The organism is Streptomyces sp. NPDC001410, from assembly GCF_042895235.1.
In the GTDB taxonomy this organism is placed as follows: Bacteria; Actinomycetota; Actinomycetes; order Streptomycetales; family Streptomycetaceae; genus Streptomyces.
This window is the reverse complement of record NZ_JBIAWE010000007.1, coordinates 103,599-118,021: the sequence shown is the minus strand read 5'-3', so window position 1 is coordinate 118,021 and position 14,423 is coordinate 103,599. Positions and strand designations below refer to the sequence as shown.

Annotated in this window: 12 protein-coding genes; 5 read left to right on the top strand and 7 right to left on the bottom strand. The window is 70.5% G+C overall.

Features of this window, described 5'->3' with window-relative positions; all coding sequences use genetic code 11:
* Positions 1 to 111: 111 nt before the first annotated feature.
* Both ACFY3C_RS16710 and murJ read right to left on the bottom strand, forming a co-directional pair.
* Positions 112 to 861, bottom strand: coding sequence for a hypothetical protein (locus ACFY3C_RS16710; protein WP_390771214.1), 750 nt, complete (start codon positions 859 to 861; stop codon positions 112 to 114).
* A 143-nt stretch (positions 862 to 1,004) separates the two neighbouring features.
* Positions 1,005 to 2,663, bottom strand: coding sequence for a murein biosynthesis integral membrane protein MurJ (murJ, locus tag ACFY3C_RS16705; RefSeq protein ID WP_390771213.1), 1,659 nt, complete (start codon positions 2,661 to 2,663; stop codon positions 1,005 to 1,007).
* Positions 2,664 to 2,814: 151 nt separating this feature from the next.
* On the opposite strand from murJ, the gene ACFY3C_RS16700 reads away from it, so the two are divergent.
* Positions 2,815 to 3,780 (top strand): Bro-N domain-containing protein, encoded by a 966-nt coding sequence (locus ACFY3C_RS16700; protein ID WP_390771212.1) that lies wholly within the window; start codon positions 2,815 to 2,817, stop codon positions 3,778 to 3,780.
* Between the two features lie 74 nt (positions 3,781 to 3,854).
* Here the strand turns inward: ACFY3C_RS16700 and ACFY3C_RS16695 are convergent, their stop codons facing one another.
* The 3 genes from ACFY3C_RS16695 to pdhA are packed head-to-tail and all read right to left on the bottom strand — an operon-like array spanning position 3,855 to position 7,491.
* The gene (locus ACFY3C_RS16695; RefSeq protein ID WP_390771211.1) at positions 3,855 to 5,279 is read right to left on the bottom strand and encodes a dihydrolipoamide acetyltransferase family protein; all 1,425 of its coding nucleotides are present in this window, start codon (positions 5,277 to 5,279) and stop codon (positions 3,855 to 3,857) included.
* 11 nt (positions 5,280 to 5,290) lie between these two features.
* Positions 5,291 to 6,277: an alpha-ketoacid dehydrogenase subunit beta gene (locus ACFY3C_RS16690; RefSeq protein ID WP_145879113.1), complete on the bottom strand. Its 987-nt coding sequence runs from the start codon at positions 6,275 to 6,277 to the stop codon at positions 5,291 to 5,293.
* 2 nt (positions 6,278 to 6,279) lie between these two features.
* Positions 6,280 to 7,491 carry a pyruvate dehydrogenase (acetyl-transferring) E1 component subunit alpha gene (gene pdhA, locus ACFY3C_RS16685; protein ID WP_386572762.1) on the bottom strand — a complete coding sequence of 404 codons (1,212 nt, stop codon included), beginning with the start codon at positions 7,489 to 7,491 and terminating at the stop codon, positions 6,280 to 6,282.
* A gap of 323 nt (positions 7,492 to 7,814) precedes the next feature.
* Between pdhA and ACFY3C_RS16680 the strand changes: the two genes are divergently transcribed.
* On the top strand, positions 7,815 to 8,123 hold the full coding sequence (locus ACFY3C_RS16680; RefSeq protein WP_390771210.1) for a hypothetical protein: 309 nt from the start codon (positions 7,815 to 7,817) through the stop codon (positions 8,121 to 8,123).
* A gap of 134 nt (positions 8,124 to 8,257) precedes the next feature.
* Positions 8,258 to 9,301, top strand: a complete 1,044-nt coding sequence (locus ACFY3C_RS16675) for a phosphotransferase (RefSeq protein WP_390771209.1) — start codon at positions 8,258 to 8,260, stop codon at positions 9,299 to 9,301.
* 51 nt (positions 9,302 to 9,352) lie between these two features.
* On the opposite strand, the gene ACFY3C_RS16670 is transcribed toward ACFY3C_RS16675, so the two are convergent.
* Positions 9,353 to 10,975, bottom strand: a complete 1,623-nt coding sequence (locus ACFY3C_RS16670) for a protein kinase (RefSeq protein ID WP_390771208.1) — start codon at positions 10,973 to 10,975, stop codon at positions 9,353 to 9,355.
* 343 nt (positions 10,976 to 11,318) lie between these two features.
* Here ACFY3C_RS16670 and ACFY3C_RS16665 point away from each other — a divergent pair, with 343 nt between their 5' ends.
* Positions 11,319 to 12,953 (top strand): protein kinase, encoded by a 1,635-nt coding sequence (locus tag ACFY3C_RS16665; RefSeq protein ID WP_390771207.1) that lies wholly within the window; start codon positions 11,319 to 11,321, stop codon positions 12,951 to 12,953.
* A gap of 122 nt (positions 12,954 to 13,075) precedes the next feature.
* Here the strand turns inward: ACFY3C_RS16665 and ACFY3C_RS16660 are convergent, their stop codons facing one another.
* On the bottom strand, positions 13,076 to 13,612 hold the full coding sequence (locus tag ACFY3C_RS16660) for a bacterial proteasome activator family protein (RefSeq protein WP_386572758.1): 537 nt from the start codon (positions 13,610 to 13,612) through the stop codon (positions 13,076 to 13,078).
* A 164-nt stretch (positions 13,613 to 13,776) separates the two neighbouring features.
* On the opposite strand from ACFY3C_RS16660, the gene ACFY3C_RS16655 reads away from it, so the two are divergent.
* Entirely contained in the window at positions 13,777 to 14,418 is a 642-nt protein-coding gene (locus tag ACFY3C_RS16655) for a hypothetical protein (protein WP_390771206.1), read from the top strand.
* The last annotated feature ends 5 nt before the right edge of the window (positions 14,419 to 14,423 follow it).

The window sequence follows — 14,423 nt, the reverse complement described above, 5'->3', positions numbered from 1 at the left end:
GCCGGTGCGGTCCCCCGTCGGGTCCGCGTCGCCGGGTCAGGAGGAGGGGCGGGTACGAAAGGTTCCCTCAGGGGTCCCCCTTTCTCTCTCTCGTCTCCGAGGCGGGCTGTCTCACGGGAGCTGGTCGTAGGTCTTGAAGGTGTAGGAGGCGTCGTAGGACATCAGGTTGTGGTCGGCCGCCGGCAGGCCGAGCCGTCGGTTGAGGGGCGAGGTGAGCGATCCACAGTGCTCGGCGGCCGGAGCGGTGAAGGTGTCGTCGTACGCCGAGAACTCGATCACCGGCGGATCCTGGGAGACCCACTTGGAGGGGCCCGAGCGCTTCAGCTGGAAGTCGACGGGTGCGCTCGCGCCGATGGTGCAGCCGTGCGGCAGCAGCGGGCCTATGAGCCGGAAGCGGAGGCTGAACTGACCCGTGTAGAAGTCGGACCGGCCACCGTACTCCGGCTGTATCGCCATCCCCAGGGCCGGCGTGTGATCGCCTGCGGGGGTGCCGGTCAGCCCGCCCGGCACGGCGGTCGGCGCGCTGTGCATCGCTCCCCACACCTGCCCGTTGCTGCCGTCCGGCAGGGGACCCTCGGCGTGCGTCATGGTGATCGGGGCGAGGTTCACCGTGACCTTGCCGATGGTCAACCGCGGGGCAGCGGTGTGCACTTCGCATCTCCAGCGGGCGGGGTCGACGCCGTCCGGCAGCGGGGGACAGTCGCTGAAGTCGGTCGCGGACGGGGTGCTGGAACGAGGCGCGGAGTAGGCGACACCCGGCGCACACACCGCTGCGGTACCGGCGAGGACGGCGGCGCCCGCGACGGCGGCGACACGGCGGGCGGTGGCGCAAGTCGGGCGAGCGGCAGCGGATTTCGTCATGTGTCCAGCGTGCCGCCGCCGTCACTCGACCACCATCCGTGACATCCCCGGCACGACCCGGAGCCACCCCTGATGCCTCGTCAGGGTTCTGGCCAAGGCCTGCCCCGAGACGGTCCCCTTCTCGACCCGGGGCAGAAGACGACTCAGCGGAGTCCCGGAATCCTCCGGAGTTCGGTGACGCGCAGCAGACGGCCGAGGACGAGGTACGTCATGGCCAGGGCGAGGGCGCCGGCGATCGTGGTGAGGGCCGTCACCGCCGTACCGCTGCCGCCCAGCACGGCCGCGCAGCCCCGCGCCACCGCCCAGCCCACCGCGGCGGCTGCGGCACCCGCGCCCAGCAGCTTGGCGTACGTGCCGCGCAGTGTGCCGTCGTCCAGGCGGCCGCCGGTCCTGCGGGCCAGCAGGCGGGCGGTGAGGGCGAGACCGGCGAGGTAGGAGAGGGTGTAGGCGCCCGCCATGCCGGTGACCGCCCAGCGAGCGGGCAGCAGCGCGTGGCAGACAGCGGCGAGCGCGATGTTGACGACGCCGATCCACACGGCCATGAAGAACGGCGTACGGGTGTCCTCGAAGGCGTAGAAGCCGCGCAACAGCAGGTACTGCGCGGAGAACGGGATCAGCCCGAGCCCGAAGGCCTGCAGCATGTGCCCGAGCGGCTCGACGGAGGCCGCGTCGGCGGCACCGTGGGCGAACAGCAGCGCGGCGATCTGCGGGCCGAGCGCGGCGAACAGGAAGGCGGCGGGCACGATGACGACTCCGCTGATCCTGAGCGCCCGGGACAGGTCGGCACGCAGGTCACCGATCCGGCCCTCGGCGGCGGCCTTGCTCATGCGCGGCAGCAGGGCCGTGACCAGGGAGACGGTGACGACGGACTGCGGCAGCGTCCAGATGGCCTGGGCGTAGCTGTACGACGTGTAGCCCACACCGGCCTTGGGCAGTTCCCGGTCGGCCGCGGTGGCGAAGTTGGTGACCACGGCGAGCGCGACCTGGTTGGCCAGCACGAACAGCAGCGTCCACTTGGCCGCGTGGACGCCGGAGCCGAGCCCGGTGCCGCGCCAGTCGAAGCGGGGCCGGAACCGGAATCCGGCGGCGCGGGCGAAAGGGATCAGCGCGAGGGCCTGTGCGGCGATGCCGACGGTGGTGCCGATGCCGAGCCAGCGGACCTGGGCGGCGGTGATGTCGGCGACGGAGTGCGGCACGGTCATCAGGCTTAGGTAGGCGCTGAACATGCCGATGAGAACGAAGTTGTTCAGCACCGGGGTCCAGGTCATCGCGCCGAACTTCTCACGGGCGTTGAGGACCTGCCCGAGCATGGAGAAGAGGCCGTAGAAGAAAATCTGGGGCAGCAGGAACCGGGCGAAGACCACCGTGAGCCGGAAGGCCTGATGGCCGTCCGGCGTGTCCCTCATGTACAGGCCCACGATCTGCGGGGCCGCCCAGACGGCGAGCGCGGTCCCGGCGGCCAGCACGGTGAGGACGAGAGTCACCAGCCGCTGCTCGTAGGCCCGCCCACCGTCGGAGTGCGCAGCCCGGGCACGCACCAGCTGCGGCACCAGGACCGCGTTCAGCGCGCCGCCTATCAGCAGGATGTACAGGCTGGTCGGCAGGGTGTTCGCCGTGTTGTACGTGCTCGCCAGCAGACCGTTGCCGAGCGCCGCGCCCTGCAGCACCTGCCGGATCAGCCCGGTCGCCCGCGACACGACGGTGGCCCCGGCCATCATCACCGAGGACCGCGCGAGCCCACCCGTCTCCCCGGCAGTCCGCCTCTTCGCATGCCGTGCTTTACTCTCCGCCCCCGTTACCATGCGGTCAATTTACGGCAGTTGGGATCACTCCCGCTCAACAGCGGTCTGCGCCAGCAGAATCGGCGATCTTCGCTCTCAATGGTGAACATCCAGGTTGCAGTTGGCATATTCGAATTCCTCCGCCCTACCTTCCGCAGCGGAGGTGGTTCACATGACCGAACCCAGCAAGCAAGCGAAGCCCGCCGGCCGGCACGAAGCGATCGACATCAGCGACTTCGTGTACGCGGCCACCGGAGCCCGGGTACGACGGCTGACCATGCCGGACGGGACGCACTGGTTTCCGGCGGTGGATGTCTGTAAGGAACTCGGACACACCAACTCGAGGAAGGCTCTCGCCGACCATGTCCCGGATGAGCACCGAGAGATTCTCGAGACCGTAACTGGAGGTTACGGTCTCACCATTCCCGCAGGTCGGGAGTGGCGTCGAGACATGAATCTCATCAATCTCCAGGGCCTGATCCTCCTCGTCCAGGCCTGTACGAAGGCCGCCTGCGCCCCTTTCAAGCAGTGGGTCGCCGAGGTCATCGAGACCGTGCAGCGAGAGGGTTCTTACACTCTCGAAGAGGCCGAGGTGCAGCCCGCCGAACCGGGCGCGCCCATCGCGTACGCCATGCCGGAACAGGTCGCGGAGGCCATCGTCCGGCTTGAGGCGCACAACCTTCAGCTGGACGAGGACCTTGCGAACGGGCAGCGCGAATCGATCGAGCTGCAGAAGGAGATGCTGGCCATCCAGAGGGAGACGCTGGCTACGCAGAAGGCCACACTCGCCGTACAACAGGCCATGGTCCGGGCAATGGAGCGCATCGCGGACCGGTTCGACGCCCTGACCCTCCCCCGCGCCGCCCCCACCGGTCACCCCACCACGGAGACCGTGCTGGCCAACTGGCGGCAACGGCTGTCCGTGACGGAGGACGTGTGGACGGTTGCTGTGGTGATCGCCCCCGTTCTCGTCGAGAACGGTGAGCTGCGCGAGCCGCTCGAATCGATCGCGGCCCGTACGGGCCTGTCGGTGCGCCGCGTCAACGAATGCCTCCGCCTGCTGCGCAAGCACGCCTGCATCCGTTCGCGGGGCGCGACTGAGGACGGCGCGCCGGTGTATGTGCTGAACCAGCCCTGAGAGAGAGGGGGCGGTCGCAATCCGAAGTTGCGGCCGCCCCCTTCAAGCCTCAGAGGCTACAGGGCCGGGGACCCTCAGGCCCAGGTGATCAACCGCTTCGGCTGTTCCAGGATGGCCGCGACGTCGGCGAGCACCTTGGAGCCGAGCTCGCCGTCGACCAGGCGATGGTCGAAGCTCAGGGCCAGGGTGGTGACCTGGCGCGGCTTGACCTTGCCCTTGTGGACCCACGGCTGGAGCTTGATCGCGCCGACCGCGAGGATCGCGGACTCGCCGGGGTTGAGGATCGGCGTGCCGGTGTCGACGCCGAAGACGCCGACGTTGGTGATGGTCACCGTGCCGCCCTGCATGGCCGCGGGGGACGTCTTGCCCTCGCGGGCCGTGGCCACCAGCTCGCCCAGGGACTCGGCCAGCTGCGGGAGCGTCTTGGCGTGGGCGTCCTTGATGTTCGGGACGATCAGACCGCGGGGGGTGGCCGCCGCGATGCCCAGGTTCACGTAGTGCTTGAGCACGATCTCCTGGTTGGGCTCGTCCCAGGACGCGTTGATGTCCGGGTTGCGCTTGATGGCGACCAGCAGAGCCTTGGCGATCAGGAGCAGCGGGTTCACCCGCAAGCCCTGGAACTCCTTGTCCTGCTTGAGCTCCTCGACCAGCTTCATCGTGCGCGTCACGTCCACCGTCACGAACTCCGTGACGTGCGGCGCCGTGAACGCGGAGCCGATCATGGCCTGCGCGGTCGCCTTGCGGACGCCCTTGACCGGGATGCGGGTCTCGCGGGCGCCGTCGTACGCCGCTGCGGGAGCGGTCACGGCAGGAGCCGTCACGGCGGGAGCGGCCACAGCAGGGGCGGTGACCAGGGCTGCCACGGCCGGCTCGGCGGCCGTGGGGGTCGCCGCCGCGTGGACGTCCTCGCGGGTGATCACGCCGTCCGGGCCGGACGGCGTGATCGTGGCGAGGTCGACGCCGAGGTCCTTCGCCAGCTTGCGCACCGGCGGCTTGGCCAGCGGGCGAGGCTGGGCGGGGACGGCGGCGCCGTGCCCGTTCAGCTCGGTCTGGATGGCCTGGGCCGCGAGCGGCACCGCGACCTCCGGGCCCTTGCGCGGGCGGCGCTTGGTGGAGGTGGTCGCCACGCCGTAGCCGACCAGGACCGGCTGGCGGCCTTCCGGCTTGGGCTCCTCCGCCTTGGGCGCCTCCTCGGGCTCCGCCTTCGGCTGCTCGGCCGGAGCCTCCGCCGGTGCGCCGCCGGCCACGTCCACCGCGATGATGGCCGTGCCCACGTCCACCGTGGCGCCCTCGGGGAAGTGCAGCGCGCGGACCACGCCGTCGTAGGGGATGGGGAGTTCGACGGCCGCCTTGGCGGTCTCGACCTCGCACACCGCCTGGCCGTCGGTGACCGTGTCACCCGGCTGGACGTACCACTTGAGGATCTCGGCCTCGGTGAGTCCCTCGCCCACGTCGGGCATCTTGAACTCGCGTACGGAAGCTTCCGTCATCGTCGTCACGAACCCTCTCCTCAGTACGCCAGGGCACGGTCGACGGCGTCGAGCACCCGGTCCAGACCCGGCAGGTACTCCTCCTCCAGGCGCGCCGGCGGGTACGGGGCGTGGTAGCCGCCGACCCGGAGCACCGGGGCCTCCAGGTGGTAGAAGCAGCGCTCCGTGATCCGGGCGGCGATCTCCGCACCGGAGCCGAAGAACACCGGGGCCTCGTGCACGACGACGAGGCGGCGGGTCTTCTCGACCGAGGCCTGGATGGAGTCGAAGTCGAGGGGGCTGACCGAGCGCAGGTCCAGCACCTCCAGGGACTTGCCCTCCTCGGCGGCCGCGGCGGCGACCTCCTGGCACAGCTTCACCATCGGCCCGTAGGCGGCCAGGGTCAGGTCCGTGCCCTCACGGACGACCTGCGCCTTGTGCAGGGGGCCGGGGATCGCCTCGGTGCTGACCTCGCCCTTGTCCCAGTAGCGGCGCTTGGGCTCGAAGTAGATCACCGGGTCGTCGCTCTGGATGGCCTGCTGCATCATCCAGTACGCGTCGGACGCGTTGGAGGGGCTGACCACCTTCAGGCCCGCCACGTGCGCGAACAGCGCCTCGGGGGACTCGGAGTGGTGCTCGACCGCGCCGATGCCACCGCCGTAGGGGATGCGGATGACGACCGGCATCTTGACCTTGCCCAGCGCACGGGCGTGCATCTTCGCCAGCTGCGTGACGATCTGGTCGTAGGCCGGGAAGACGAAGCCGTCGAACTGGATCTCCACCACCGGGCGGTAGCCACGCAGGGCCAGGCCGATCGCGGTGCCGACGATGCCCGACTCGGCGAGCGGGGTGTCGATGACGCGGCTCTCGCCGAAGTCCTTCTGCAGGCCGTCGGTGACCCGGAAGACACCGCCCAGCTTGCCGACGTCCTCGCCCATGACGAGGACCTTGGGGTCCGTCTCCAGTGCGCGGCGCAGCGACTCGTTGATCGCCTTGGCCAGCGCCATGGTCTTGGTCTCGGCTGCCATGATCAGACCCCCTCTGCCTCTACGTCCGCGAACGACGCCTGGTAGGCGGCGAACTGGGCTCGCTCCTCGTCGACGAGCGCGTGCCCGTCCGCGTACACGTTCTCGAAGATGGCGAAGTGGTCCGGGTCCGGCATGGAGCGGACCGCTTCGCGCACTCGCCTGCCCAACGCCTCGGACTCGGCCTCGAGTTCCGCGAAGAATCCCTCGTCCGCGTGGTTTGAGGCCTCAAGGAACCGGCGAAGGCGCAGGATCGGGTCCTTCGCCTCCCAGGACTGCCGCTCCTCGTCGCCCCGGTAGCGGGTCGGGTCGTCGGAGGTGGTGTGGGCACCCATGCGGTAGGTGTACGCCTCGACCAGGGTCGGGCCCTCGCCGTTGCGGGCGCGCTCCAGCGCCCACTTGGTGACCGCGAGGCAGGCCAGCACGTCGTTGCCGTCCACGCGCACGCCCGGGAAGCCGAAGCCCTGGGCGCGCTGGTAGAGCGGCACACGGGTCTGCTTCTCGGTGGGCTCGGAGATGGCCCACTGGTTGTTCTGGCAGAAGAAGACCACCGGCGCGTTGTAGACCGCGGAGAAGGTGAACGACTCGGCCACGTCGCCCTGGCTGGAGGCGCCGTCGCCGAAGTAGGCGATGACGGCCGAGTCCGCGCCGTCCTTGGCCACGCCCATCGCGTAGCCGGTGGCGTGCAGCGTCTGGGAGCCGATGACGATCGTGTACAGGTGGAAGTTGTTGCTGTTCGGGTCCCAGCCGCCGTTGTTCACGCCGCGGAACATCCCGAGCAGGTTGGCCGGGTCGACCCCGCGGCACCAGGCGACGCCGTGCTCGCGGTAGGTCGGGAAGACGTAGTCGTCGTCGCGCAGGGCCCGGCCGGAGCCGATCTGGGCGGCCTCCTGGCCGAGCAGCGAGGCCCACAGGCCCAGCTCGCCCTGGCGCTGCAGGGAGGTGGCCTCGGCGTCGAACCGGCGGGTGAGCACCATGTCGCGGTACAGGCCGCGCAGCTCTTCGGGGGTGATCCCGGCGACGTAGGCGTCGTACTCGGCGTTCTTGACCCGCTTGCCCTCGGGCGTCAGGAGCTGCACGAGTTCCGGGTCGGTGCTCTTCTTGGTGGTGCGGGTGGTGCGCTTGGTGCCGGTGGTCCCGGTACTGCTGCCGGTGGTGCCGGCCTTGCCTGCGGCGCTGCGTCGCGGCTTGCGCGCGGCACTGCTGTCCACGGTCACGTGTGCTCCTCCGTCGGTCCGGCCCCCGGGGTTGCCGGTAGGCCAGTGCGGCTCACCTGTTCTCGACCACCGGGCACGGGGTGGGTGCCACTCGGCCGGGAACAGGCGTGACAGGTGCCCCGGCGAGCGCCCTGCAACTTTCACGTTACCCAGTGCTCCACATTTCTGTGAAACCCCTCCTGACCTGCGTTTTTGCTTGGATTTCCAAGTAAATCCGCTGAGGCTGGAAGGCCGCTGGTCACAGCCTTGCAGGAGGCCGGAGCAACGGCACGTTATCCCGGCCACCCCGGGCACGGGAAGAGTCAATGTGTGACACTGCCCTCGTGCGCGAAGACGGAAAAATCCGGGTATTCCCGCTCGCCGACCACGAGGTCGTGCGCCACGTAGTCCCCGAAACACTCCCCGTCGAAGCGGACATCGAGATGATCGGCGAGGCCGGTACGACGGCCGACGCGCCGGCGCGGATTCCGGCCACCCGGCCCGACGCCACGGTGCTCGGCGGGCCGCCGGCAGGCCTCTGCCAAAACGATCAAGAACTACGTTTCCGGCGTGCTCGCCGAACTCTGCGTATGCAGGGGAAAAGCGCGGAAGCCATTGAGGGACCGGTTAGATTTTACCGGGGCTTTACCTGAAAGGCCGGCCTTTCACCGGCCCTTTCAAGGGTCCGCGTTCGTCACGGTGCACAGCGTGACCGAAAGCGACCAGCGGCGACTGCCTGTGATAAGCCCCAGCTCACGGCCGCTTTTCGTGCCCTAACATCTGGCGCGTGCCGCGCTCATGTGTACCACCCCCCGTACCCCACGCGCCCCCTCTGGGCGCCCTGCTGCGCCTGTACGCCGCCGGTACCGCCCTCACCTGCGAACCCGTCGACCAGGGCCTGCTCAACCGCGGCTACCGGCTGTGCACCACCCGCGGCCGCTACTTCCTCAAGCACCACTTCGACCCGGACACCGCCGACCCGGCCGCCATCGAACGCCGGCACCGGGCCACCCAGCGCCTGGCCGACCTCGGCGTCCCGGTCGCCCAGCCGCTCGCGCACCGCGAGGGCCGTACGGTCGCCGTCGTCGGCGGCCACGCCTACGCCCTGCACCCCTGGATCGACGGCAGGCACCGCCACGGCGGCCAGCTGACCCGCGAAGAGAGCGCGCGCCTGGGGGCGCTCCTGGGCGCCGTGCACGCCTGCCTGGAGCGCGTGATGCCCCCCAAGGGGCGCACGCGGCCGGCCACGAGCCCGCATCCCGTGGAGAGCGCCGACCCGGCGGACACCTTCGCCCTCATCGACGACCTGCTCGCCCACGTCCGCCGCCACCGCCCCGCGGACGCCTTCGACGAACTGGCCCGCCACCGCCTCCTGGAACGCCGCGCCCTCCTGGAGCAGCACGTCGACCGGCGCCCCCCGCGCGGCGGCTCGGTGGGCTGGGTGCACGGCGACTTCCACCCCTTCAACCTGCTCTACAAAGGGGACGCCCCGGCCGCCATCGTCGACTGGGACCGGCTCGGCGTGCAGCCCCGCGCCGAGGAGGCCGTACGCGCCGCCGCGATCTTCTTCGTACGGCCCGCAGGGATGCTGGACCTGCCCAAGGTGCGGGCGTACGCGCGCGCGTACCGACGTGCGGCCGGCGCCACTCCCTCGGAGCTGGCGGCGGCCGTCCACCGGGTGTGGTGGGAGCGCCTGAACGACTTCTGGATGCTGCGCTGGCACTACGAACGCGGCGACACGCGCGCGGACTGCCAGTTCCCGGCCGCCTCGGCGCTCGCGGTGTGGTGGACCCGGGAGTACGAGGCGGTGTGCGACGCCTTCGTCGAGTGAACTAGCCGTGCTTCCTCAGGGCGTCGGAGGGGCGGACGGCGTCGGCGGCCTTCAAGTGGTGGTGCCGCTGCCGACCGTGGTGCCGGCCGTGCTGCCCGCGTCCGTGCCGCCGACCGTGGTACCGGTGTCCGTGCCGCCGTCCGTGGTACCCGTGTCCGTACCGCCGTCCGTGGTGCCCGTGTCCGTACCGCCGTCCGTCGGGGTGGTCGCCGGATCCGTCGGCTCCGGCGTGGTCGGCTCGGTGGTCGGGTCGGAGGTGGCCGTGTCGGACGGGGCCGTCGACGGTGTGTACGACGGCGTCCAGCCCGAGCCGCCGTCCGTGTTCGAACTGTCGTCCGTGGACGTGTCCGTGGGCTGCTCGGTGTCCTTGTCGGACGGCGTCTCGGAGGCCTTGTCGTCCTTCGTGGTCTGCGAGTGGCTCGGCGTCGGATCGGTGCCCTCGCCCTTGCCGCCTCCCGTGTTGTTCAGCGCGATCGCGACACCGGCCGCGATCGCGATCACCGCGAGGACCGCGAGGATCCACAGCTTGCCGCGGCCACTGCCCTTGTTGCCGTGCCCCTCGAAGCCGCCGTCGTCGCCGTTGCCGTACCCGCCGGGCAGGATCGGCTGCGGGATCTGCGTGGTGCCGGCGCCGAACTCGCCGGGGTGCTGCATCGCGGTCGTCCCCGCGAAGCCGCCCGCCGGGGTGTGCCGACCCTCGTGCGTCGTCACCGGGCCGGTGTTCCAGGTACCGGTGTGGCCGCCCTGGTCGTACAGCATCTGCAGGCCGTACTGGACCATGCCGCGCATCTCTTCGGCCGTCTGGAACCGGTCGTCGGGCTCCTTGGCCAGCGAGCGCATCACCAGGCCGTCCAGCTCCGGCGGGCAGGCGTCGGCGAACTGGGACGGCGGGGTCGGGATGTCCTGTACGTGCTGGTAGACCACCGAGAGCGGCGTCTCACCGGTGAACGGAGGCCTGAGCGCGAGAAGTTCGTACAACAGGCAGCCGGTCGCGTAGAGGTCGGAGCGGTAGTCGACGGCCTTGCCGAGCGCCTGTTCGGGCGACAGGTACTGCGGGGTGCCCATGACCATGCCGGTCTGCGTCATCGTTGTCGAAGCGCCGTGCAGGGCGCGGGCGATGCCGAAGTCCATCACCTTGACGGCACCGTTGTTGGTGATGATGACGTTGGCCGGCTTGATGTCGCGGTGCACGATGCCGTGCTGGTGCGAGTAGGCGAGCGCCTCCAGCACGCCGGAGACGATGATCAGGGCCTGCTCGGGGCCCGGCGCCTCGGCGTTCAGCAACAGGTCGCGGATGGTGCGGCCCTCGACCAGCTCCATCACGATGTACGGCACGGACTGGCCGCCCACGTAGTCCTCGCCGGAGTCGTACACGGCGACGATCGCGTGGTGGTTGAGACCGGCCACCGACTGGGCCTCGCGCGTGAAGCGGGCCTTGGACGTCGGGTCCTCGGCCAGGTCGGCACGGAGCAGCTTGACCGCGACCGTGCGGCCCAGACGGACGTCCTCGGCGGCGAACACCTCAGCCATGCCGCCCCGGCCCAGCCGGTGGGTCAGGCGGTACCGGCCGTCGCCGACGAGCCCGCCGTTGCCCCACATCTCCGGCGTGTCTGACATGCCGCCGCCAGTCGCCTCGGGGTCGGACGGGCCCTGGGCGCTGTGCGTCTGTGCCATCGGTCCTCGCCGTCGTTTCTGCCCGCGGTGCGCGCGGTGTTGTTACGGTCTCCGTCGGCCACGCTACAGCCTTCGTGGGGGCCGCCGGTCCGGATCCGGTGCCGGGACCGGCCCGAGACTGACCGGTCATGAAACCTCTAGCACGCGCTCTCGTGCAAATTCTGTGTACTGGTCGTACGGCCGCTGTAACGCTTCCGCGACGCTTCTTTCGCGTACGGTCACGGAACGGGCACCGAGCTTGACGTGTCAGTGCCCTGGGGCAGACTTGGCCGGGAATGACACATTCGATCAAGGCTTGTTCGCTCAATGACGGCGCCGGACGGCCAGTGGGGGACGCGGAGAGATGAGCCAGGACGGCGCACAGGGCCGGTACGCGGGAAGGTCGCTGGCCGGCGGTCGCTACCAGCTGCGTGACTTGCTCGGTGAAGGCGGCATGGCCTCGGTTCACCTGGCGTACGACGCCGTGCTGGACCGCCAGGTCGCGATCAAGACGCTCCACACCGAGCTGGGCCGGGAGCAGGCCTTCCGCGAGCGCTTTCGCCGCGAGGCCCAGGCAGTGGCCAAGCTCACGCACACCAACATCGTCTCGGTCTTCGACACCGGCGAGGACGATCTTGATGGCGCGACGATGCCGTACATCGTCATGGAGTACATCGAGGGCCGCCCGCTCGGCTCGGTGCTCGACGCCGACGTACGGCAGTACGGCGCGATGCCCGCCGACAAGGCCCTGAAGGTCACCGCGGACGTGCTGGCCGCGCTGGAGATCAGCCACGAGATGGGGCTGGTCCACCGCGACATCAAGCCGGGCAACGTGATGATGACCAAGCGCGGCGTCGTCAAGGTCATGGACTTCGGCATCGCCCGCGCCATGCAGTCCGGCGTCACCTCCATGACCCAGACCGGCATGGTCGTCGGCACCCCGCAGTACCTCTCCCCGGAGCAGGCCCTGGGCCGCGGCGTCGACGCCCGCTCCGATCTGTACTCGGTCGGCATCATGCTGTTCCAGCTGGTCACCGGGCGGCTGCCGTTCGACGCGGACTCCCCGCTGGCGATCGCGTACGCGCACGTCCAGGAGGAGCCGGTCGCCGCGTCCTCGATCAACCGTTCCCTTCCGCCCGCGGTGGACGCACTGATCGCCCGCGCGCTGAAGAAGAACCCGAACGAGCGCTTCCCGACCGCCGAGTCCATGCGCGACGAGTGCCTGCGCGTCGCCGCCTCCCTCCAGGCCGCGGCGCCGAGCATCGTGCCGGGCTCCGGCCCGACGCAGAGCGGCGCGGGTGTCGGTTCCGCGGTGTTCCCGCCGGTCGACCAGGCCACCCCGGCGCCCACCGGCCCGGTCCAGACGCCGTACCAGCCGACCCCGGCTCCGGGCCCGTACGGCACCCCGGCGCCGACCCCGGCCCCCGCGCCGGCCTACGGCTACCCGCAGCAGGCCGGCTACCAGACCCCGCCAGTGGGGTACGGACAGCAGGCCCCCGCGACCCCGCCGCCGTACAACCTCACGCCCCAGACCGCGGTGCAGTCCTCCGGCACAGGCGGCGGCAAGAGCAACAAGCCGGTGATCATCGGCTCGATCGTGGTGTCCCTCGTCGCGGTCGTCGGCCTGGTCGTCGCGCTGACGCTGAACGGCGGCGGCGAGGAGGACAAGGGAGGCGGCGGCGCCAGCCCCTCCGCGTCGGCCCACGCGGACGGCTACCGGGGTCCGGACACGACCAAGACGGTCGAGAAGACCGACTGCACAGAGCCGCAGGAGTCGTACAACGACCCGAAGAAGATCACGCTCCCGGACTTCCGGTTCAAGTACATCAAGTCGGTCAAGGACTGCGCGGCTGCCGCAGGCTGGCGCATCACGACCAAGGAGGTCGACGAGAACACGTACGGCGAGGGCGCGATCATCGACCAGTTCCCCAAGCAGGGCACGGACGTCGACCCCAAGAACGTCGAGATCCAGCTGAACGTGTCGACGGGCAACCCCTAGCGGCCGGCGGCCGCACCACGGCCGGCACGGCCGTAGAACGGCAGACGTGAGGAAGGGCCCGGCGGACTTGCGCCGGGCCCTTCGCGCTGAGGTCAGCCGGGGGCTACAGGTTCAACCGGGGGTTACAGGTACGGTCCGCCCGAGCGGCCGCCCGTGTGGTGATCCTCGCCGTCGTGGCCCATGCCCGGCGGCAGCGCGCGGCGCATCTGCTCCAGCTGGGCCCGCGCGGCCATCTGCTGGGCGAACAGCGTCGTCTGGATCCCGTGGAACAGGCCCTCCAGCCAGCCGACCAACTGAGCCTGCGCGATACGCAGTTCCGCATCGCTCGGGGTTCCGTCGTCGGTGAACGGCAGGGAGAGCCGCTCCAGCTCCTCGACCAGCTCCGGCGCCAGCCCGTCCTCCAGCTCCTTGACCGAGCTGCGGTGGATCTCCTTGAGCCGGGCCCGGCTCGCGTCGTCCAGGGGAGCCGCACGCACCTCCTCCAGGAGCTGCTTGATCATGCTGCCGATCCGCATGACCTTGGCCGGCTGCTCGACCTGCTCCGTCACCGGGGTCTCGCGGGAGTCCTCGTCTCCGCCGCCGCCAATCGCCATGCCGTCCTGGCCCACGACCAGGATCTGGGGATTCTCCGGCGACCGTTCGTTCCTCGGCATCTCCATGCCGCCATTCTCTCGCACGCCTACACCTCATCACCGTGGTGCCCCCTCATGGGGCTGATCCACCGTTTAGACCTGTCGGCCCAATCCGGAATGCCCTGTCTGCCATGAAATGTGAGGCTGGCTTTCGTCGAAGTTCGACGACTTGGCTCTGGGAGGTCACCGCCGTGACTCCATGGCTGCGACTGACGCTCCGCCTTCTGCGGCTGCTGCTCGTCCTCGCGGCGGCCGTGCCGGTGTGCGGCACAGCCACCGCGTACGGCGCGGAGGCCGCCCCACCGGACTCCCCCGCGCCCTCGGCGTCCCCGTCCCCCGCCCTGCGAGCCTCGGCCTCGCCGGCGGCACGGTTCACCGACTCCGACTCCGACTCAGATTCCGACTCGGATTCCGACTCGGATTCCGACTCGGCCTCGCCCTCCGCTCCCGCCGAGCCGTCCCGGGCCGGGAGCCGCGCCGGTGAGGGCCGGCTGCGGCCGGGCCGGCCGGACGGACCGGCCGCCGAGGAGGAGGGCGACGACGACACCGGCACGGTCACCGGAGCCCCCGACACCGATCCCGAGGACGGCTACCCGGAGGAGGCGGAGACCGCGGTCACCCCGGACCAGGCGTCGGCAGCCTCGGAATCGCCCGCGGAGGCCGGACTGAACCCCGCCCAGCCCCCACAGCAGCCCGCGGCCCAGAACGCCGTCCACCAGGGCCAGGCTTCCGCCGAACCGACCCTGCAGATCCTGCCGCTGGGCACCGGTCTGGTCCTCATCGGCCTGGGCCTGGGCCTGGCGTTCGTGGGCCTGCGGGTACGGCGCGGCTGATCCGG